Annotated in this window: 16 protein-coding genes and 2 tRNA genes; 5 read left to right on the top strand and 13 right to left on the bottom strand. The window is 62.4% G+C overall.

Annotated elements, in window-relative coordinates; translation table 11 throughout:
• Positions 1-22: 22 nt before the first annotated feature.
• The 4 genes from ACZO3G_RS06965 to ACZO3G_RS06950 form a co-directional block, all read right to left on the bottom strand.
• A complete protein-coding gene (locus tag ACZO3G_RS06965) occupies positions 23-820 on the bottom strand; it encodes a hypothetical protein (protein WP_276871055.1) in 798 nt (265 codons plus the stop codon).
• Positions 821-1,852: a collagen-like domain-containing protein gene (locus ACZO3G_RS06960; protein ID WP_277138681.1), complete on the bottom strand. Its 1,032-nt coding sequence runs from the start codon at positions 1,850-1,852 to the stop codon at positions 821-823. It abuts the gene before it with no gap.
• Between the two features lie 453 nt (positions 1,853-2,305).
• A tRNA-Pro gene (locus tag ACZO3G_RS06955) sits at positions 2,306-2,382 on the bottom strand.
• Position 2,383: 1 nt separating this feature from the next.
• Positions 2,384-2,457 (bottom strand) — tRNA-Gln (locus ACZO3G_RS06950).
• 230 nt (positions 2,458-2,687) lie between these two features.
• Between ACZO3G_RS06950 and trxA the strand changes: the two genes are divergently transcribed.
• The 3 genes from trxA to ACZO3G_RS06935 all read left to right on the top strand — a co-directional run bounded on the left by trxA (position 2,688) and on the right by ACZO3G_RS06935 (position 4,082).
• Positions 2,688-3,005: a thioredoxin gene (trxA, locus tag ACZO3G_RS06945; protein WP_101549497.1), complete on the top strand. Its 318-nt coding sequence runs from the start codon at positions 2,688-2,690 to the stop codon at positions 3,003-3,005.
• Positions 3,006-3,090: 85 nt separating this feature from the next.
• Positions 3,091-3,666: a hypothetical protein gene (locus tag ACZO3G_RS06940; RefSeq protein WP_146021684.1), complete on the top strand. Its 576-nt coding sequence runs from the start codon at positions 3,091-3,093 to the stop codon at positions 3,664-3,666.
• A gap of 215 nt (positions 3,667-3,881) precedes the next feature.
• Positions 3,882-4,082: an alpha/beta-type small acid-soluble spore protein gene (locus ACZO3G_RS06935; protein WP_101549493.1), complete on the top strand. Its 201-nt coding sequence runs from the start codon at positions 3,882-3,884 to the stop codon at positions 4,080-4,082.
• A gap of 60 nt (positions 4,083-4,142) precedes the next feature.
• Here the strand turns inward: ACZO3G_RS06935 and ACZO3G_RS06930 are convergent, their stop codons facing one another.
• From ACZO3G_RS06930 to ACZO3G_RS06915, 4 genes are all read right to left on the bottom strand, one after another.
• Positions 4,143-5,903: an Rqc2 family fibronectin-binding protein gene (locus ACZO3G_RS06930; protein ID WP_277138682.1), complete on the bottom strand. Its 1,761-nt coding sequence runs from the start codon at positions 5,901-5,903 to the stop codon at positions 4,143-4,145.
• A gap of 68 nt (positions 5,904-5,971) precedes the next feature.
• Positions 5,972-7,138 (bottom strand): aminotransferase class I/II-fold pyridoxal phosphate-dependent enzyme, encoded by a 1,167-nt coding sequence (locus ACZO3G_RS06925; protein ID WP_276871105.1) that lies wholly within the window; start codon positions 7,136-7,138, stop codon positions 5,972-5,974.
• Complete coding sequence (locus ACZO3G_RS06920; protein WP_101549487.1) at positions 7,138-7,626, bottom strand: Lrp/AsnC family transcriptional regulator; 489 nt, start codon at positions 7,624-7,626, stop codon at positions 7,138-7,140. Before ACZO3G_RS06920 ends, ACZO3G_RS06925 begins: the two co-directional genes overlap by 1 nt.
• A gap of 17 nt (positions 7,627-7,643) precedes the next feature.
• The gene (locus tag ACZO3G_RS06915) at positions 7,644-8,462 is read right to left on the bottom strand and encodes a histidinol-phosphatase HisJ family protein (RefSeq protein ID WP_276871032.1); all 819 of its coding nucleotides are present in this window, start codon (positions 8,460-8,462) and stop codon (positions 7,644-7,646) included.
• 181 nt (positions 8,463-8,643) lie between these two features.
• Here ACZO3G_RS06915 and ACZO3G_RS06910 point away from each other — a divergent pair, with 181 nt between their 5' ends.
• Both ACZO3G_RS06910 and ACZO3G_RS06905 read left to right on the top strand, forming a co-directional pair.
• Complete coding sequence (locus tag ACZO3G_RS06910) at positions 8,644-8,913, top strand: ACT domain-containing protein (protein WP_101549482.1); 270 nt, start codon at positions 8,644-8,646, stop codon at positions 8,911-8,913.
• 37 nt (positions 8,914-8,950) lie between these two features.
• Positions 8,951-10,309 carry a PFL family protein gene (locus tag ACZO3G_RS06905; RefSeq protein WP_256152887.1) on the top strand — a complete coding sequence of 453 codons (1,359 nt, stop codon included), beginning with the start codon at positions 8,951-8,953 and terminating at the stop codon, positions 10,307-10,309.
• Between the two features lie 139 nt (positions 10,310-10,448).
• On the opposite strand, the gene ACZO3G_RS06900 is transcribed toward ACZO3G_RS06905, so the two are convergent.
• The 5 genes from ACZO3G_RS06900 to ACZO3G_RS06880 all read right to left on the bottom strand — a co-directional run bounded on the left by ACZO3G_RS06900 (position 10,449) and on the right by ACZO3G_RS06880 (position 19,577).
• Positions 10,449-11,708, bottom strand: a complete 1,260-nt coding sequence (locus tag ACZO3G_RS06900) for a hypothetical protein (protein ID WP_101549477.1) — start codon at positions 11,706-11,708, stop codon at positions 10,449-10,451.
• A 454-nt stretch (positions 11,709-12,162) separates the two neighbouring features.
• Positions 12,163-13,059, bottom strand: coding sequence for a 4-(cytidine 5'-diphospho)-2-C-methyl-D-erythritol kinase (gene ispE, locus ACZO3G_RS06895; RefSeq protein ID WP_288234735.1), 897 nt, complete (start codon positions 13,057-13,059; stop codon positions 12,163-12,165).
• Between the two features lie 58 nt (positions 13,060-13,117).
• Positions 13,118-14,275 carry a DUF362 domain-containing protein gene (locus ACZO3G_RS06890; RefSeq protein WP_288234736.1) on the bottom strand — a complete coding sequence of 386 codons (1,158 nt, stop codon included), beginning with the start codon at positions 14,273-14,275 and terminating at the stop codon, positions 13,118-13,120.
• 1,027 nt (positions 14,276-15,302) lie between these two features.
• Positions 15,303-17,537, bottom strand: a complete 2,235-nt coding sequence (locus ACZO3G_RS06885) for a DNA gyrase subunit A (protein WP_486846975.1) — start codon at positions 17,535-17,537, stop codon at positions 15,303-15,305.
• Between the two features lie 54 nt (positions 17,538-17,591).
• The gene (locus ACZO3G_RS06880; RefSeq protein WP_276872300.1) at positions 17,592-19,577 is read right to left on the bottom strand and encodes a DNA gyrase/topoisomerase IV subunit B; all 1,986 of its coding nucleotides are present in this window, start codon (positions 19,575-19,577) and stop codon (positions 17,592-17,594) included.
• Between the last annotated feature and the right edge of the window lie 98 nt (positions 19,578-19,675).

Below are 19,675 nucleotides of genomic sequence, written 5' to 3'. Positions count from 1 at the left end.
TTGTCCCCCTTTAAATCTAAATTTAATTTACCCCTTTTTCTATAATGACCACACCTGGAGTGCCTTTCGATCGGGCACCCCCGTTTCCGGACGCGTCGTTGTTATATGATCTTCCGCCGCCCCCGCTTCCGCTTCCATAAAGGACCATCGCTGGGCCAACAATAAACTCCGGATAAGCACTTGCATCTGCACCTGCTGAACCGTGCGTATCACCAGCATACCCGCCGGATCCCCCGCTGAATGTAGCCGTGTAAGGTTCGGAGACGTATGGGCAGTTCAAAGCAGGCAATCTCGAACCACCCGCACCGCCGCCTGCATGGGGACGATTGCTGATATAATTGCCGCCGCAATTTCCGCCTTTTGCACCACCGTTTAAGCCATCACTTCCATTATCACCGCTCGCCGAACTTCTCCCTGTGCCACCGGAGGTTCCGGCATAACCACTCTCATTGGAGACGTTTCCTCCTTCAGCAACACCGGCAATTCCTCCACTTTGCCCCGTCGGGGTCGTTCCCGCCGTTGCCGATAAGTAGGACCCGAAGGAACTGAGAGCATCATTTACCGTGATCGGTACTTCTTCATCTGCCTTTAAATACAGTAACGAGCAGGCAATTCCTCCTGTCCCTCCGCTACCTCCACCATGAGCGCCGGAACCATTCGCTCCGTCTCCACTTTTGCCTACTGCAAAAATCCGGTACCAGCCGCTCTCAAACACGATGAAAGTACCGTCCGTTGTATATGCCTGATGGAACACCCAATTATCCGGCGTTTTTCTTTTTTCATTTAAACCTCCGCGGCGCACAATAAAGCACTGACCCATCTATTCCACCACCTTCAGCTGAATGTTAAGCGGTACACTTGGCCTATCATCCAAACAACGCACTTTAATTATTCCGTCCCCAGTGGTAATGCTGGAAACCAGTGCCCACGACGCCTCCTCAGAACGGGCTGTCTCGGGATCCGCCGACAGGATAATATCCGCAATAGGCGTCATTCCCTCAACGATACCCTGAATCGGAACATCCTGGGTGTACGGGGGAGTATCGCCTGACCAGTCCGACGGTACATGGGACAGCAGCCCTGTAAAAAGGGTGGTATTGGCCTTCCCATTCCAGCCGTTTTTTTCTCCTGGACTCACGAACTCACGCCCATCGGTCTCCGGGATGTCATCCGCCGTCAGGGAAATCGCACCGCCCGCATCAGGCGTTTTCCCATTGATTACGGCGGGGTCCCCTTTGGGGCCCTGCGGTCCAGTCGGCCCTTGAACGCCTTGTTCCCCTTTTGGCCCCGGTTCACCAGCCGGACCAATCTCGCCCTGCGGGCCGGCAACACCCTGCGGGCCCTGTTCACCCTGCAAGCCCTGCGGGCCCTGTTCACCCTGCAAGCCCTGCGGGCCCTGCAATACGCCGATGTCCTTCCACACGTTCTCGTCAGACCAGATATAGATGCGGTTGTCCGCCGCGGTCCCAACCGCATAGGCGTCGCCCGCCGTACCGACCGGGTGCGCTCCGGTAAGCGCCGCCGCCGACTCAAAGAGCCCCAGCACCCGGAACCCCGCGCCGGTGTCTCCCTTTACGCCGGTATCGCCCTTCGGGCCCCGCGGCCCCTGTTCTCCCTTCGGGCCCTGCGGGCCGATTTCACCGCGCGCTTTGGTTTCACTCTTGACATACTCGGCGACGTCGGTGTCCCACACATACCAATAGCCGTCCGCACCGACATAGGGCGTCTTTTTGAGGTGTCCCACAAGCCCGTCGATGATCTCGTTGTCGCGGTTGAAATCCTCCATCACCGGCCGATCGCTTGCCACCCATTGGTTTAAATCCGAATTTGGCAGTTTGTTTGTGCTTGACATGAAATTTCCTCCCTTTATGCTGTATTGTTTATAGAAACCCGCCATCCCACCCTGAAATTGCTTTTCTCTCTTCACCCCCTCCTAAGCCGCCTCTTTTTAAAAGTTCGCCTTTTTAAGAAACATACGTTCTATATGCTTTCATTGTATCAGTCCGCCCGTCCAATTATCCGGTCTAGCGGGCGAAATTTTGTCTTGACAATTTCCAGGATTCAGGCTTATAAGGCCATGCGATAACCAAAAAAGCGGCCGAAAGCAAACCTGCTCCGTGCCGCTTACTTTTTAATAAAAAAGGCCATCGGCTCAGACTTGAGTCGATGGCCCTATGGCAAAGGAGTCCTGACCACGCACGCGGGCGGTCCGCTGTTCCATTCTGTGTCTCTTATCTGTGGATGATGTCCACAGCATTTCGCATAAATAGAAAAAGACCGCCGACAAAAGTCAGCGGTCTTTTGGTGGTCGAGGTGACAAGACTTGAACTTGCGGCCTCTGCGTCCCGAACGCAGCGCTCTACCAAACTGAGCCACACCTCGATGGCTGCCCGACTAGGATTCGAACCCAGACAAACAGAGTCAGAGTCTGTCGTGCTACCTTTACACAATCGGGCAATATGCACAAGTCACGACTTATATTATATCGCACATCTCGAAAAAGTCAAGTCCTCTGCCGATATTTTTGGAAAAATGTTGGTGCATGGCGGGGAACGGATTGGGAAAGATACGACGGAAGGGCATTTTCAAAAAACACCGTCCCGTGGGGAAAATGTCCGCAAAAGACTTGATGAGATTTTTGATCCGTGTATAATAGGGATAAGAAAACAATCTGGGAGGCTTTATAGATGTCTGTGGTTCATTTTTCAAAGGATACCTTCGATACCGAAGCGCTCGGCGCCGCCGGACCCGTGCTGGTTGATTTTTGGGCGCCGTGGTGCGGACCCTGCAAGATGCTCGGCCCCATCATCGAACAGCTCGGCGACGAGATGGACGGCAAGGCCGTCATCGGCAAGGTGGATATCGACGAGGAGCCCGATCTCGCGGCCCGCTACGGCGTCATGTCCATCCCCACCGTCATCCTCTTCAAAAACGGCGAGGAGGCGGCCCGCATGGTCGGCCTCCAGTCCAAACAGGCGCTCGTCCGGATGATCGAAGAGGCGTAACCCCGTAAAGTTTTTTTAAATCCCCCGCTCAGCGGGGGATTTTCTTTTCCCCCGAGGGGAAACTATCCGCAGAATACAAAATTTTGTGGATTGGCGGGTGGTGCCGATGGTGGTCGTCACTGCGGGCGGCCCCGGCAGGCGTCTGCGGGAGCTGCTGCGCACAGGCGGCGCGCTTTCGATGCTCTGCGCGGATACCGACAGGGCCGCGTTCTCAGGGGACGGCCCCGATATCGTCTTTCTCTCCCAGCGGGCCTTTTACCAGATCGCGTGTGAAAACGCCGCGTTCATCGTCCGCAGGAAGGGCGAGCTGCCGCGGGAGTTCTCCTGCAAAAACGCCGTCGCGATCATCGACAGCGCCGACCCCGCGGTGCTTTCCGCCGTGGCAGGGCGCAGGCTCCCCGCCGTCACCTGCGGGCTCGGCACCTCCGACACCCTCACTCTCTCCTCCTTCACGGTGGACAGCGCGGTGATCTCCCTCCAGCGCCAGCTCACCGCCTTTGACGGGACCCCGGTGGAGCCCTTTGAACTGCCCGTCTCCTTCTCGGGAAAGCTCGAACCGTTCGAGCTGCTGGCCGCCGCCGCGATCTTCTGCCTTATGGGAAAGCAGAATCCGCTGGCTGCCGCGCCCCTCTGGCGCATCCCGCCCGGCCCGCGGCCTTAAAAACAGACGCATGGCGTCTGTTTTTGCATATCCGCCCCAGGGGACGGATATGCGCACAAGGCCGCGGCCCCGGCCGGGGCGCGCCTCCTGCAAAAAGCGGCGGAATCTGGATTGCCGCGCAGGATTTGGCAGTTATAATCATTCCGCACGCGCTCATACTATTACTGCAAACGCAAGAAACATTCTTCAGAAAAATTTAAGGAGTGTATTTTAACATGTCTAACAATTCTTCCAACAATCCTGTTGTCCCGCAGGCTCGTGAAGCCCTCGATAAGTTCAAGATGGAAGCTGCCCGCGAAGTCGGCGTCAACCTCAAGCAGGGCTACAACGGCGACCTGACCTCCCGTGAAGCCGGTTCTGTCGGCGGCCAGATGGTCAAAAAGATGATCGAAGCGTACGAGAACTCCATGAAGTAAGTTTCCCCTTTTGGGTATGAAAAACGGACAGGCAGCCGCCTGTCCGTTTTTTGTCGTCTTTTACCGGCCCTGCAAAAGCCGCGCCGCCAGCTCGAGGTCGGGCGCGACCACGGCGGTCTGGTAGGGCTCGTAGAGCACGAGTCCCGGCTTGCCCGCCGGGTGCTTGCGCACGTTGCGGATTTCGGTGTAGTCGACCGCCACCTTGCCCGATTCCCGCGCCTTGGAATTGCAGGCCGCGATGACCGCCGCCTGTTCAATCGTGCGGTCGGGAGGCGTTTTCCCCTCCGTCACGACCACCACATGGGAGCCGGGGATCTTCTGGGTGTGCAGCCAGAGGTCGCCGTTGCGGCTGTCCTTCAGGGTGAGCCGGTCGTTTTGCAGGTTGTTGCGCCCGCAGAGGATGGTGAACCCGTCGTCCGAACGGTATTTGAGCGGCGGGAGCTTCTCCTCCTTCATGCCGCGTCTGGGGGCGCGGCGGAGATAGCCCTGCCCGGCCAGCTCGTCGCGGATGGCGTTCAGCTCGCTCTCGAGCGAGGCGCGCGCCAGCTCGTCGAACACCGTGTCGAAATAGCCGAGCTCCGCCTCCCCCTGCGCGATCAGCGCGCGCAGCTTCTTTTCGGCGGTGTCCGCCTTGCGGTAGCGCGCGTAGTAGCGCTGGGCGTTCTGGCTCGGGGTCAGCATCGGGTCAAGCGGAATCCTGACCTTCGGCGCGCCCTCCTCGTAATAGTTTTCCAGCTCCGCGAAGGGCATCCCCTTTTCGAGCGCGTAGAGGTTCGAGTTGATGAGGTCGCCGTAGATTTTCAGCTTCTCCCGCTCGGTCGACGCCCGCAGCTCCTCCCGCTGGGCGGCCAGCTTGCGCGCCGTCCGGTCGCTGAGGTTAACCAGCAGCTTCAGGAGGTCCGCGCCCCGCTGATGCATCCGGTCGATGCGGTCCCGCTCGCTGTAAAAGCTGTCGAGCAGCGCGCTGTAGCTGTCGTATTCCCGGCAGACGAGGGCGTGCCCGTACTGGTTCAGGTCGAGGTAGGAGAAGTCCTTGGGCTTTCCCGTGCCGTCGACGAGCATTGTCGGTCGCGCGCCGCCGGAATTCAGCCGGTCGGAGAGCTGGGCGAGGTAGAATTTAAGCCGCGTCTCCCGTTCGCCGTCCAGCTGGGAGACGAGCGTCTCCTCCCCGCGCGCCGCGTTGTGGGCGATCTCGCGGCAGACGAGCGGGCTTATCCCTTCGAGCGCGCCGAGCAGCGCCTTGGAGAGCTCGGCGTCCTTCCCCGCGCGCAGCCGCGCGACGATTTCGGACGGGGCCGCCGTATAGATGTTCAGCCGGTCCTGTGCCGGCACATGGGTATACGCCATGCCGGGCAGCACCGGGCGCACGCTGCTCATCTCGTCGCTCACCCGCTTGACCGCGTCGACGACGCGCCCGTCGGGCCCGACGAGGATGATGTTGCTGTGCCGCCCCATGATCTCGACGGCGAGCGTCAAAACGACCCGGTCGCCCAGCTCGTTCGCCGTTTCAAAATGCAGGTGCAACACGCGGTCGAGCCCTGCCTGGGTGATGCTGACGAGCTTCGCGCCGGTCAGGTGCTTGCGCATCAGCATGCAGAACATCGGCGGGGATTTGGGGTTGTCCTGCGGCAGGGTGGTAAAATGCAGCCGCGGGTTGGAGGCCGACGCGGAGACGAGCAGCTTGTGGTTGCCCGCCTGCGCGCGCATGGCGATGACGATCGTCTCGCGCGCGGGCTGGTGGATCTTGTCCACCCGTCCGCCGACGATCCGGTCCTCGATCTCCCGCTTGAGCTGGCTTAAAAAGACGCCGTCCAACGGCATGGTTCTCACGCTCCAATTTCAAAAAGAAACTTCCGCCCGCTCCACAGCGGGCGGAAGATGTGGTTAGGTTACAGGGTTTTGAGGAACCGCTCGATCCGTTTGAGCGCCTCCAGTAAATGATTGACCGAATAGGAGTAGGAAATGCGCACGAAGCCCTCCCCGCTCTCGCCGAACGCGTCGCCGGGGATGACCGCCACATGCTCGGCGGCCAGCAGCTTTTCGCAGAATTCGCCGCTTGCCATGCCGGTCTCCCGGATGCTCGGGAAGACGTAGAACGCGCCCTCCGGCTCAAAGCAGCGCAGGCCCATCCGGTTGAGCCCGTCCACCAGCAGGCGGCGGCGCATGTCGTAGGAATCGCGCATCTCCTCGATATCGCCGTCGCAGTTTTTGAGCGCCTCAACGGCGGCGTACTGGCTCGTCGTGGGCGCGCACATGATCGCGAACTGGTGCACCTTGGTCATCTGGGCGATCACGGGGGCCGGGCCCACCGCGTAGCCGAGCCGCCAGCCGGTCATCGCGTAGCTCTTGGAAAAGCCGTTGACGATGACCGTGCGCTCCTTCATCCCGTCGATCTCCGCGAACGACACGTGGCGTTCGCCGCCGTAGGTGAGCTCGGCGTAGATTTCGTCGGACAGCACCATGATGTCGGTGCCGCGCAGCACCTCGGCGACCGCCTCCAGATGCTCCCGCCGCATGATCCCGCCCGTGGGGTTGTTGGGGAAGGGCAGCACGAGCAGCTTGGTTTTCGGCGTGATCGCGGCGCGCAGCGCCTCGGGCGTCAGGCGGAAGCCGTCCTCCGGCTTTGTGGCGATCGGCACCGGAACGCCGTCGGTCAGCGCGGTGATCGGGGTGTAGCAGACGAAGGAGGGCTCCACCACGAGCACCTCGTCGCCCGGGTTCACCAGCGTGCGGATGGCAAGGTCGATCGCCTCCGAGCCGCCCACCGTGACGAGCACCTCCGTCTTCGCGTCGTACTCAAGGGTGAAGCGGCGGCGCAGGTAGTTGGCGATCTCCTTTTTGAGGGGCGCGAGTCCGGAATTCGCGGTGTACCAGGTGTGTCCGCGCTCGAGGCTCTCAATGCCCGCGCGCCGGATGCTCCAGGGGGTCTTGAAGTCCGGTTCCCCCACGCCCAGCGAGATCACGTCGTCCATCTCGGCCGCGATGTCGAAAAAGCGGCGGATGCCCGAGGGCTTCAGCGCGACGGCGCGGCGGGACAAGATTTTGTCGTAGTCCATCACAGGGAGGTTACCTCCCTCTCGTCCTTGACGTCGTCGACCATGAGCAGCCCGCGCTCCTTATACTTTTTCAGCACAAAGTGGGTGCTCGTCGACTGGACGGGTTCGAGCGGCGCAAGCCGGTGCGCCACGAAGAGGGCGATGTCCTTAAAGGTCTTGCCGCTGATCGTGAGCGCCAGGTCGTAGCCGCCGCTCATCAGGTAGCAGGTCTCCACCTCGCGGAACTGGGAGATCGTGTAGGCGATCTCCTCAAAGCCCATGCTGCCCTTGGGGATCACCTTGATCTCGATGCGCGCGGACACGAGGTTGCGGTCGGTCTTGTCCCAGTCGATCAGCGCCTTGTAGCCCTTGATGATGCCTTCCTTTTCGAGCGAGGCGACCGCGGACGCGACCTCCTCTTCCCGCGCGCCCAGCATCGCCGCCAGCTGCGCGTTGGTCAGCTTCGCGTCCTCCGCGATCAGTTTCAGCAATTTTTCGGTGTCCAGCATGGTACCCAACTCCTTTGTCAGATGATTTTAAAGGGAAGCGGCTGGCGCTCCTTATAAAACGTGAAGGCCGTAAAGCCCGCGTCGATCAGCATCTGCATGCCCGCGGCGATCCCGTCGCCGATCCGGTCCGCCGCGTGCGCGTCGGAGCCGAGGGTGATGTATTCGCCGCCCAGCTCGCGGTAGCGCTTGACGTACTTGAGCGGCGGCATCGTATCCCCGAGCTTCTGCCAGAGGCCGGAGGTGTTGATCTCGATGGCGCGGCCGTTGCGCGCGGTCGTCTTCAAAATCGCGTCGATGATGTCGTCGTACCGGGAGAGGTTGACTGGGATCTTGTGCTCGCCGGTGATGTAGCGCACCGGGTAGGTCAGGTGGCCGAGCACGTCGAACTTGTCGAGCTTCGCCACGTCGAGCAGGTAGCGGAAGTACCACTCGAGGTAGCGGTCGATGTCCTGGGGGCTCCAGTCGCCGAAGTCGCAGTAGTAGATGTCCTCCCCCTGCACCGTGTTGTGCTGGGAGACCATCACCATGTCGAACTTGAAGGAGGCGAGCACCTTGTCGGTCAGCGCCGGGTCATAGAGCACATCGCCCAGCTCGACGCCCGCCATGACGGCCAGCTTGCCGTTGAAGACCCGGCGCGCCTTGGCCGCCTCGAACACCGACTGCCGGATGCGCAGCTCGTACTTTTCCTGCGCCCAGGTGCGCAGCTCGCAGTGGTCGGTGACACAGATGCCGGAAATATCCTTTTCCACCGCCTTTTCGCACATGAACATGATCGAGTGGTGGCCGTCGTTCGAGTTGTCCGAATGGGTGTGGCTGTCGAATAGATTGATGAACATGAAATCCCCTCGCTTCCGTCGCGGCCCTTCCCCGGGCCGGATGATCGTAAAAACATTTTAATTAAGATAGTATAGCACAAATGCCCGAATTAGTATAGCATTTTTGTAAATTCTGTGCTATACTATCTTATCGTTTAAAAGCTCCGGGCACGCCCGGGAGATTTTTGGGAGGTACGACGATATGCGTGCTGTTTTAACCGTCATCGGCAAGGACCATGTGGGCATCCTTTCCAAAGTCGCCAACCAATGCGCCGAATCCAACGCCAACATCATCGAGGTCACCCAGACCGTCCTGCAGGACCTCTTCTGCATGATCATGATGATCGACATCTCCGAGGTCAACTGCGAGATGTCCGAGCTTGTCTACCAGATGAACCGCCTCGGCGAGGAATCCGGCCTTTCGATCCACGTCATGCACGAGGACGTCTTCAACTCGATGCACAGAATTTAAGGCGCTTCGGGGCCATCGACGAAGGAGAACCACTGCTATGATCAACACCAGCGACGTCCTTGAGACGATCCACATGATCCAGGACCAGAACCTGGATATCCGCACCATCACGATGGGCATTTCCCTGCTCGACTGCGCGGACGGGGACCTCTCCCGCTCCTGTGAGAAGGTCTACCAAAAGATCACCCGCTGCGCCCGCGACCTCGTCAAAACGGGCGAGGCGCTCGAGATGGAGTACGGCGTCCCCATCATCAACAAGCGCATCTCCGTCACCCCCATCGCCATGCTCGCGGCCGCGAGCGGCGGCGACCCGGTGCAGTACGCGCTCGCTCTCGAGCGCGCCGCCTGCGAGGTGGGGGTCAACTTCATCGGCGGTTTTTCCGCCCTCGTCCACAAGGGCTTCGCCGCCGGGGACGAGGCACTGATCAACGCCATCCCCGAGGCGCTCAAGCGCACCGACCACGTCTGCTCGTCGGTCAACATCGGCTCCACCAAGACGGGCATCAACCTCGACGCGGTGCGGATGATGGGCCGGGTGGTCCGGCGCTGCGCCGAGATCACCGCCGACAACAACTGCTTTGCCGCGGCGAAGCTCGTCGTCTTCTGCAACGCGCCGGAGGATAACCCCTTCATGGCGGGCGCCTTCCACGGCGCGGGCGAGCCCGACTGCGTCATCAACGTGGGCGTCTCCGGCCCCGGCGTCGTGCGCGCCGCGCTGGCCGCCGCCCCCGACGACCTCGACATCACCGGCGTGGCCGAGCTCATCAAAAAGACCGCCTTCAAGATCACCCGCATGGGCCAGCTCATCGGCACCGAAGCGAGCCGCCGGCTCGGCGTGCCGTTCGGCATCGTCGACCTCTCCCTCGCGCCGACCCCCGCCGTGGGCGATTCGGTCGCGCACATCATCGAGGAGATCGGCATCGAGAAATGCGGCGGCTGCGGCACCACCGCCGCCCTCGCTCTCTTAAACGACGCGGTCAAAAAGGGCGGCGTCATGGCCTCCTCGTCGGTCGGCGGGCTGTCGGGCGCGTTCATCCCCGTCTCGGAGGACGCCGGCATGATCGACGCGGCCCGCTGCGGCGCGCTCTCGATCGAAAAGCTCGAGGCGATGACCGCCGTCTGCTCGGTCGGCCTCGACATGATCGCCATCCCCGGCGACACCCCCGCCGAGGTGATCGCCGCCATCATCGCGGACGAGGCCGCCATCGGCATGGTCAACTCCAAGACCACCGCCGTGCGCGTCATCCCCGCCGTCGGCCGCAAGGCGGGCGAGGAGCTCGAATTCGGCGGGCTTTTCGGCAGCGGGCCGATCATGAAGGTCAACACCTTCTCCCCCGCCCGTTTCATCAACCGCGGCGGGCGCATCCCCGCGCCGCTCCAGAGCCTCAAAAACTGACAGGCGGGCGTTCCCCGCCCGGATATCAAAACGCCCCGCCTTTTCGCGGGGCGTTTTTGCGCCGCGTGGGGAAAAGGGCCGCCGGAAAACCGGCGGCCCTTTTCAGGATGATGAGAGAGATGTTAGGGGGTGGCAAATTTTATTTCGCGGCCTTGCGGAAGGCGACCGCGCCCGCGGCGGAGAGGGACAGGACGGCGGCCAGCACCGCGACGTTCACCATGTCGCTCGAGCCGGTGTTCGGGATGTCCTTGCCGTCGCTGACGGTGGAGTCGGCGGTGGCGTCGTCTTCCACGTCCTCAACGTCCCCGTCGTCAGAGGCATAGACGTCGAGCTCGGTGTCCGAGACGATGTAGGTGCCCAGCTGGCGGGTGCGGATCGACCAGCCCGGGATCTCCTGGTCGTCCTCCGAGTAGGTGAAGGAGGCGGTCACGTCGGTCAGGTAGCCGTCGGAATCCAGCGTGTAGATGTAGCAGTTCTCCGGGTCGGGGGTGTAATCGTCGTCGTCATCCCACGGGATGCCCAGCGTCAGGGTCGCCTTGGAGGTCGCCGGGACGGTCGGGCTGCCGACAAAGTTGTAGAACCACAGGTCGGCGTCGACGGGGTCGCCGTACTCGGCGTAGACGTCGCTCATGTTGGAGGTGGACAGGCGCGCGTAGAACTTGGAGGCGTCGTCGTCCGCGTCAAATTTGAGGGCCGCGCGGTCGTCGCCCCAGATCAGGGTGTTGGTGTCGTTCGCGTCGGGGTCCATGTAGACGCGGTCGCCGACGTCCGGGTTGTCGTCGTTTGTAGCCTTCTCGTTGCTGACCCAGAAGGTGTAGTCAATCGTGACGGTGTCGCCCGACTCCCAGGTGTCGGTCGAGTCGTCCACGTAGGAGGAGGGCTTGCTGCTCTTGCCGCTGTAGCTCGAGAGGTCGGCCTTCGCCTTGAAGGTGATCGTGCCGTCCGTCTTCATCTCGTCGGTGTCGGTCATGTCGTTGAGCACGACCTTCAGGTAGGAGGTGCGCGCGCTGCCCGCCAGCCGCTTATCGGTCACGACGGTGATCGAGCTGATCAGCTTGGAGTTGGTGTCCTTGTCGAGTTTGAATTTGAAATAGTCGGTGTTGGTGATATCCTCGTACACGACGCCGCCCACATTGTCGGTCGGGTCCTCAAAGAGCGGGATATAGAAGGTGGAGCCGGGGGCCACGCGGTCGGGGATCGAGACCGCCAGCGTACCGTCGATCGCGAAGGAGCCGCTGACGGTGATGTCGCCGTTGCCGCTTTCTCCGACATCCTCGGAATAGTAGCCGTCGGAATCATAGGCTTTGTCGAGGGAGAAGCTGTCCGCCGCGAACGCCGCGACCGAGGCGGCGCTCAGGACGAGCACCGCGGAAAGCAAGAGGGATAGCGCTTTTTTCATGTTGGTTTGTCCTCCTTAAAAAATCGGTTTTGATCGGGACGCGTCCATCCGCATCCACTGGAAAGATTGTACGTCCCGTTTGTGTTACCGGTTTGTAACCACTGTGTTTTTTTCCTGAAATCGCGGTGAAATTTCCCACACATTTTTCCGGCGTGACAGCGAAAGGGCCGCCGGTTCGCGGCGGCCCTTTCGCTGGAGGGATTGGAAAAAACTGATTTTTCTGCGCCCCGGCGCAGTGGAGGAAAACCTCTGAAAAGCCGGCGGCTTTCCCTGCCGGCAAGAAGAGCATACCGCGCCTGTGTGTGCCTTTTTTCGGCGCGGTGTGAAGAAACGCTGAAATTCCGATGAAATTTTGCGCACAAAACCGGCCGCGTCCCGGCGCGCCCGAACCCTCTAAAACGCCGCAAACCGTTTTCCCGCGAAAAAAGCCGCCTTGTCAGGCGGCTTTTCGGTTTCAGGGCTCCCGGTCCAACAAATCGAGGACGACCGCCCCGTAGGTGACCGCGCGGGAGAGGAAAACCGCTTCCGCGTGGGAATAGAGCCGGCGCATGCAGTGCTTGGCGGGGCCGCGGTCCTCGAAGATGCCGAACACCGCCGAGCCGCTCCCGCTCATCAGCGCGCCGAGCGCGCCCGCCTCGCACATCCGCTCCCGCAGGAAGGGGATCTCGGGCAGGTCGGCGACCTCTTCGAGGACGTTGACCATCCCCTGGGCAAACGCCCTGAGCTCCCCCGCCTCGAGCTGGCGGAGCAGCGCGGGCATATCGGGGCGGCGCTTCACGCCGCGCTCGTCGTAGCGGCGGTAGCTCTCGGGGGTGGACATCCCCGGGCCGGGCTTGGCAATGAGGATATGGCAGGCTGGCAGGGGCGGCAGCGGGGTGAACTCGTTGCCGATCCCCCGCGCGCGCCGGGTGCCGCCCACGATGCAGAAGGGCACGTCCGCGCCCACCTGCACGCCGATTTCACAGAGGGTCCCGCGGTCCGCGCCCGTCCCGAAGAGGGCGTTGAGCCCCACGAGCACCCCGGCCGCGTCCGCGCTGCCCCCCGCGAGGCCCGCCTGCACCGGAATCCGCTTTTGAATATCGATCGAGATGGCCGTGTCCGGCTGGCCGAACCGCTCAAAAAACTTCCGTGCCGCGATGTGGGCGTAGTTCGTCTCGTCGCAGGGGATCATCTGCCGGTCGCAGGATATGTAGATGCCCTTCCCGGACATGCGGGAGATCGTCACCGTATCGCACAGGTCGACCGCCTGCATGATCGTATCGATCGTGTGGTAGCCGTCGGGGCGTTTCCCCGTGACGTCCAAGGCAAGGTTCACCTTACCGGGCGCGTCGACAATCACCGTTTTCTTCATCGCCATCACCTGCCGTTTTTTCTATTGTAACACACTCTTCCTCTTTTGGGGAACCCCTTCAGCGGCCCTTGCTCAAAAACCGGAAGACGGGCACCGACCGGATATCGATCGCCCTGACCGGGCACATCTCGTGGCAGCAGAAGCAGCGGATGCATTTTGCGTAGCCGATCTTCGCCTTGCCGCCCGTCACCGCGATCGTCTTTGCCGGGCAGCTCTCGGCGCACCTGCCGCAGCCGACGCAGTCCCGTTCCCGCACCTTCGGACGCGGGGCAAGGCGCGGCTCCAGCCAGTCGACCGCCTTTGCAAGCGGCCCCGGCAGGCTCCCGCTGAAATTGAGCTTTTTGCTCGCGGGCATGAGGAAATCTTCGATCACCGGCGGCAGCGGGTCCCCGAGCAGTTCCACGCCGGAGACGCCGTCCGGGCAGAGGCCGCGCCGCACCGCTTCCGCGAGCATGGGCACCCGGTCGGGGCCGAGCCCGATCAGCCCCGCCAACACGAGGTCGAGCGCGTAGAGGCCGTCGTATCTCGCGGCGGCGGTCAGTCCCACATGCCGCCGCCTGCCGCCGGTGGGGCCGTCCCCCTCCATCGCGTCGACCGCGTCGGCGACGGTCAGGCCCGGCTTCACGAGCAGCGAGAGGTCGACGAGCATCCGCGCGAACTGCTCCCCGTCCGGGAAACGGTAGTGGAGCTGGGGCTTCAAAAGTCCCGGCACACAGCCGAAAAGGTTCTTGACCCCGCAGGAAAGGGTGGTCATGCAGTGGGTCTTGAGCTTGCAGCAGTTGACCACGAAATCCGCGTCCGCGACCGGGTCGATGACGTCGAAGTCGCGGCAGAGGGCCCCCTCCGCGACATGCACGTTCCGCGAGCCCGCCGACAGGTTGAGCGACGCGCCCGTGCATCCAGCCACCGCCGCCATCCCCGTCGCCTCATAGGCGGCGGAGAGAATCTGCGGGGTGTAGAGCCCGCCCGGGCTGTCCGCGATCGTGATCCGCCGCGCGCCGCGCGCCTGAAGCTGGCGGACGACCGCCTCGATCACCGCCGGATGGGTCGTGGCGGTGCGTTCAGGCGGGCAGCGCATAATCAGATTCGGCTTGACCGTCACCCGCGCGTCGGGCGAAAACGCCCCCACTCCGAGCAACTCAAAGTGGCGGGCAACCGCCCGCTCCACCTCCGCAGGGTCGTAGCTTTCCGTTTTGATCAGGGATACCTGTGGCATGATCTTCTCCTTTTTTGCCGCTCAGGGAGCGGCGCAGATGGGGATTGCCGGGGCCCGCCCCGGCCTGGGCTTTCTTGGGTTTTCCGCCCGAGGGCCGGAGGGCTTTTTCGCGCCTCGTAGAGGCGCTCTGAATGAGCCGCCTTCGGCGGCGGGGATTGCCGGGTCCCGCCCCGGCGGGCGGGCCGCCTTCTTGCGCGCCCAAGAAGTCGGCGGAAGAAGGGCGCTCAAGGGGACTTCCGCCTTGGGCGGCCTGCCCGGGCTGCGCCCGGAGCGCGCTACGCGCGACGGCCGCTCGCGGGCGCTCCGCCCCGCGACCCCGGCTTGAGTCCGCTACGCGGACCCGGCCCTGCGGGCCGGAACTTTAAGCGGTATCCCCCGGGAGTACCTTGCCATAACCCGCAGACTACCGCCGCTCCCCGCAGGTACACAAGCTGAGGGCTCAATTCAGGTTACGGGCGCACCCAACGACCGAGGCCGGAAGGCTCGCCGGGGACACACGGCGGAAAACAACGCCCGTTCCGGGCGTTCGCGCGCTCTGCGCGCGTGCGCGGCGTAGCCGCGCAGTTTTCCGCCTCCCCGTGGGCGCTGCGCGCCACGCAAAAGCGGCCGTGCCTCCCCGGAAGCACTTCCGGTACGGTTCCGGAGACTCTCGGGCAGAGGCATTGCGCCCGCGGTGCGGCGGCTGGTGGGATGCTGAAGGCTTGTCCGCTCATCCGTGACAGGGCGCCGCCGACTTTGGCCGCAGGCCAACCGGAGGCGGCGCTGGGGTCGCAGGGGCGCAGCCCCTCGCGCCCTTCTTTGGTTCCTTTCTTGGGCAAGCAAGAAAGGAACTCGCTGTCGGTCGACCACCGACAAACTGCGCCGCTCGCCGAGCGGACAATCTAAGGCCGCCGTCGGTCGACTACCGACAAACTCTGCCGCTCGACGAGCGAGTAATCCAAGCCTGCCGTCGGTCGACTACCGACAAACTCCGCCGCTCGATGAGCGGCAAACCCAAGAATCCCCCTCGGCGGGCAGCCGAAAACAATTATAAGGTCAGCTGCTCTCCGTAGTCCTCCTCGCGGGGCATCATGCCGGCGGCCGGGAGGGTCTTGGTGCGGAACCGGTGGGGATTCGCGAGCATCCCTTCGCTGAACGGCTTCACCGAGGCGACGCGGTGGTTTTTCTTCTGCGTCATAACCGCGACGCCCTGCGTGGTGCGGGTCGCCTTGGAGGAGACGGCCCCGGCGTTGGCCAGCAGCATCCGCCCGGAGGAGGAGGTCATCAGGAAGTCCTCCCCGCCCTCGATCTGGAAGCAGGCCGCGAGCGGCGACGCGTCGGAATAGGCGCCCAGCAGTTTTTTGCGGTTTGTCTTGGTGGCGTAGCCCGAGAGGTCCACCTTCGCGGCCTTGCCGTTTTCAAAGAAGAAGAGCATATAGCCCGCGTAATCGGCGGTGACCGCCATATAGACGGCGCTTTCTCCCTCGTCCATGCCGAGCTTGGCGGGGATGTAATCGCCCAGCACGCTCGCCTTGCCGTCGTCGAAGTCGCTCGCCTTCGCCTTGTAGACCTGCTGGCGGTCGGTGAAGAAGAGCAGGTCGGTGTTGTTGGTCGCCTCCACCTCGCGGGCGACGGCGTCCCCCTCCTTGAGCTTCTGTTCGCCGCTCATGCGCAGCGACTGGGGGGTGATCTTCTTGAAGTATCCCTCCCTCGTAAAGAAGAGGTGCACCGGATAGTCGGGAACCAGCGACTCAGGCTCCTCCTCGTCCTCGCCCGACGGATAGTAGAGGAGGCTCTTCCGGGGCTTCGCGTACTTCTTGCTGACCGCGCGGAGCTCGTCGATGATGATCGCCCGGACCTTTTTGCGGTCCGCGAGGATCTCCTCCATCCCGGCGATCTCCTTTTTGAGCTGGTCGGTCTCCTCGACCCGCTTGAGGATGTGCTCGCGGTTGAGCTGGCGCAGCTTGATCTCCGCCACATATTCCGCCTGCACCTCGTCGATGCCGAAGCCGATCATCAGGTTGGGAACGACCTCCCGCTCCTCGGCGGTCTCCCGCACGATCCGGATCGCCTTGTCGATGTCGAGCAGGATCTTTTTGAGTCCCATGAGCAGGTGGAGCTTTTCCTTCTTTTTGCCGAGCTGGTGGTAGACCCGGCGCTTGACGCAGCCCTCGCGGAAGGCCGCCCACTCCTCGATCAGCTCCTTAACGCCGCAGACGCGCGGCATTCCGGCGATCAGGACGTTGAAGTTGCAGGAGAAGGTGTCCTCGAGCGGTGTGATGCGGAAGAGCTTGCGCATGAGCGCGTCGGGGTCGGCGCCCCTCTTGAGGTCGAGGGTGAGCTTGAGGCCGGAGAGGTCGGTCTCGTCGCGCATGTCGGCGATCTCGCGGATCTTGCCGCCCTTCACGAGGTCCACGATCTTGTCCATGATCGCCTCGACCGTCGCGGTCGGGGGGATCTCGGTGACGTCGATGCAGTCGTTCGCCTTGTCGTAGCTCCAGCGGGAGCGCACCCGCACCCCGCCGCGTCCGGTCGCGTAGATCTTGCGCAGATCGTCCTCGTTGTAGACGATGTAGCCGCCGCCCGGGAAGTCGGGGGCGCGCAGCGTCTCGAGGATGTCGTGGCCGGGGTTTTTGAGCAGCGCGATCGTCGTGTCGCACACCTCGGCGAGGTTGAAGGGGCAGATCGAGCTGGCCATGCCGACCGCGATGCCGATGTTGGAGTTGACAAGGATCGACGGGAAGGTCACCGGAAAAAGGGTCGGCTCCTTCTGGGTGTTGTCGTAGTTGTCGACCATGTCGACGGTGTCCTCGTCGATGTCGCGGAAGAGCTCCGCCGCGATCGCGTCGAGCTTGACCTCGGTGTAACGGCTGGCGGCGTAGGCCATGTCGCGGCTGTACGCCTTGCCGAAATTTCCCTTGCTGTCCACATAGGGATGGAGCAGCGCCTCGCACCCGCGCGACATGCGCACCATCGTCTCATAGATTGCCGCGTCGCCGTGGGGGTTCAGCTTCATCGTCTGGCCCACCACGTTCGCCGACTTGGTCCGCGCGCCGGTGAGCAGCCCCATCTTGTACATCGTGTAGAGCAGCTTGCGGTGGGAGGGCTTGAAGCCGTCGATCTCGGGGATTGCGCGCGAGACGATCACGCTCATCGCGTAGGGCATGTAGTTGCTTTCGAGCGTCGTCACGATCGGCTGCTCGATCATCACCCCGGCGTTCTCGATGACCGCCGAGGAGTTCACCGGTTTTTTCGGTTCCTTTTTGGGTTTCTTTGTTGCCATTCACTGCACCTCAATACTGTTTTGCGCCGGCCTCCGCCGCGGGAGCGCGGGCGCTTATGAGAGGTCCGCCAGCTCCAGATACTGGTAGCCGTTTTCCGCGATGAACTCCTTGCGCCCGGCGAGGTTGTCCCCCAGCAGCAGGTCGAACATGTCGGAGGTCTCCTTCGCCTGGGAGGGGGTCACCTTGATGAGGCGCCGCGTTTCGGGGTTCATCGTCGTCAGCCACATCATGTCCGGCTCGTTTTCACCGAGCCCCTTGGAGCGCTGGACCGTGTATTTCGCGTTGCCGATCTCCTCGAGCGCGTGCGTCTTCTCCTGCTCGGTGTAGGCGAACCAGGTCTTGTCCTTCGTCGTGATCTCGTAGAGGGGGGATTCCGCGATGTAGACATATCCCCGCTCGATCAGCGTGGGGGCGAGGCGGTAGAGCATCGTCAGGATCAGCGTGCGGATCTGGAAGCCGTCGACGTCCGCATCGGTGCAGATGACGATCTTGTTCCAGCGCAGGCCGTCGAGGTCGAAAGAGGAAAAATCCTTGTTCGCCTTGGTGGTGACCTCCACGCCGCAGCCGAGCACCTTGAAGATGTCGACGATGATGTCGCTTTTGAAGATCTTGTCGTAGTCCGCCTTGAGGCAGTTGAGGATTTTGCCGCGCACCGGGATGATCGCCTGGAATTCGCTGTCCCGGCCGAGCTTGCAGGCGCCGAGCGCCGAATCGCCCTCCACGATGTAGATCTCGCGCCGGGAGACGTCCTTGGTGCGGCAGTCGACGAACTTCTGCACCCGGTTGGACATGTCCACCGTGCCGGCGAGCTTCTTTTTGAGGTTGAGGCGGGTCTTCTCCGCGTTCTCCCGGCTGCGCTTGTTGATGAGCACCTGCTCGGCGATCCGCGCCGCCTCGTCGGGGTTCTCGATGAAATAGACCTCCATCTGGTGGCGGAGGAAATCGTTCATAGCCTCGTAGACGAATTTGTTGGCGATCGCCTTTTTGGTCTGGTTCTCATAGGAGGTCTGGGTGGAGAAGTTGGAGGAGACGAGCACCAGGCAGTCCTCCACGTCCGCGAAGGTGACCTTGCTCTCCCCCTTCTGGTACTTGCCCGCGTTCCGGATGAGGTTGTCGATCATGTAGGTGAACGCGAGCTTGACCGCCTTTTCGGGGCTTCCGCCGTGCTCGAGCCAGCTCGAGTTGTGGTAGTATTCGCACCGGCTCACCCGGTTGGAAAAGCAGAAGGCCACCGACAGCTTCACCTTGTATTCCGGCTTGTCCTCCCGGTCGCGGCCGCGGCGCTCCGCCTTCCAGAACTGGATGGGGGTGAGCGTCCCGTCGCCGGCGAGCTCCGCCACATAGTCGACGATGCCGTTTTCATAGCGGAACTCCGTCTCCTCGAAGCCGGAGTCCGCCTGGTTTCTGAGCAGGAAGGTCACGCCGTCGTTGACGACCGCCTGCCGCTTGATCGTGTCGGCATAGTATTCGAGCGGGATGTCGATGTCGGTGAAGACCGCGAGGTCGGGCCTCCAGCGGATCTTCGTGCCGGTGGCGCGGCGGCGGGTCTCCTCCTTTTGAAGGCCGCCGACATTCTCCCCGTGCTCGAAATGCAGGGAGTATTTAAAGCCGTCGCGGTAGATCTCCACGTCCATGTATTCGGAGGAATACTGGGTCGCGCAGAGCCCCAGCCCGTTGAGGCCGAGGGAGTATTCGTAGCTCTCCCCCTCGTTGGTCTGGTATTTGCCGCCCGCATAGAGCTCGCAGAAGACGAGCTCCCAGTTGTAGCGCTCCTCCCGCTGGTTGTAGTCCACCGGGATGCCCCGGCCGAAATCCTCGACCTCGATCGACTGGTCGCGGTAGCGGGTGATGAGGATCTTGTCCCCGTACCCCTCGCGCGCCTCGTCGATCGAGTTGGAGAGAATCTCAAACATCGCGTGCTCGCAGCCCTCCAGCCCGTCCGAGCCGAAGATTACCCCCGGGCGCTTGCGTACCCGGTCGGCGCCCTTGAGGGAGGAAATACTCTCGTTGCCGTAATCGGCGGTCCGTTTTTTTGGCATCTGCCTGCCTCCGTCTTTCTGTAATGCGGGAAATTCGCCCAGACGCAAGTTGTACGCCCGCTACGGGCGTACAACCTCGTAAAATCCAGCTTTTAGTT

It is taken from the genome of Anaerotruncus sp. (assembly GCF_057433415.1).
The sequence above is the reverse complement of the archived record's forward strand: the minus strand, read 5'-3'. Positions and strand labels throughout refer to the sequence as shown.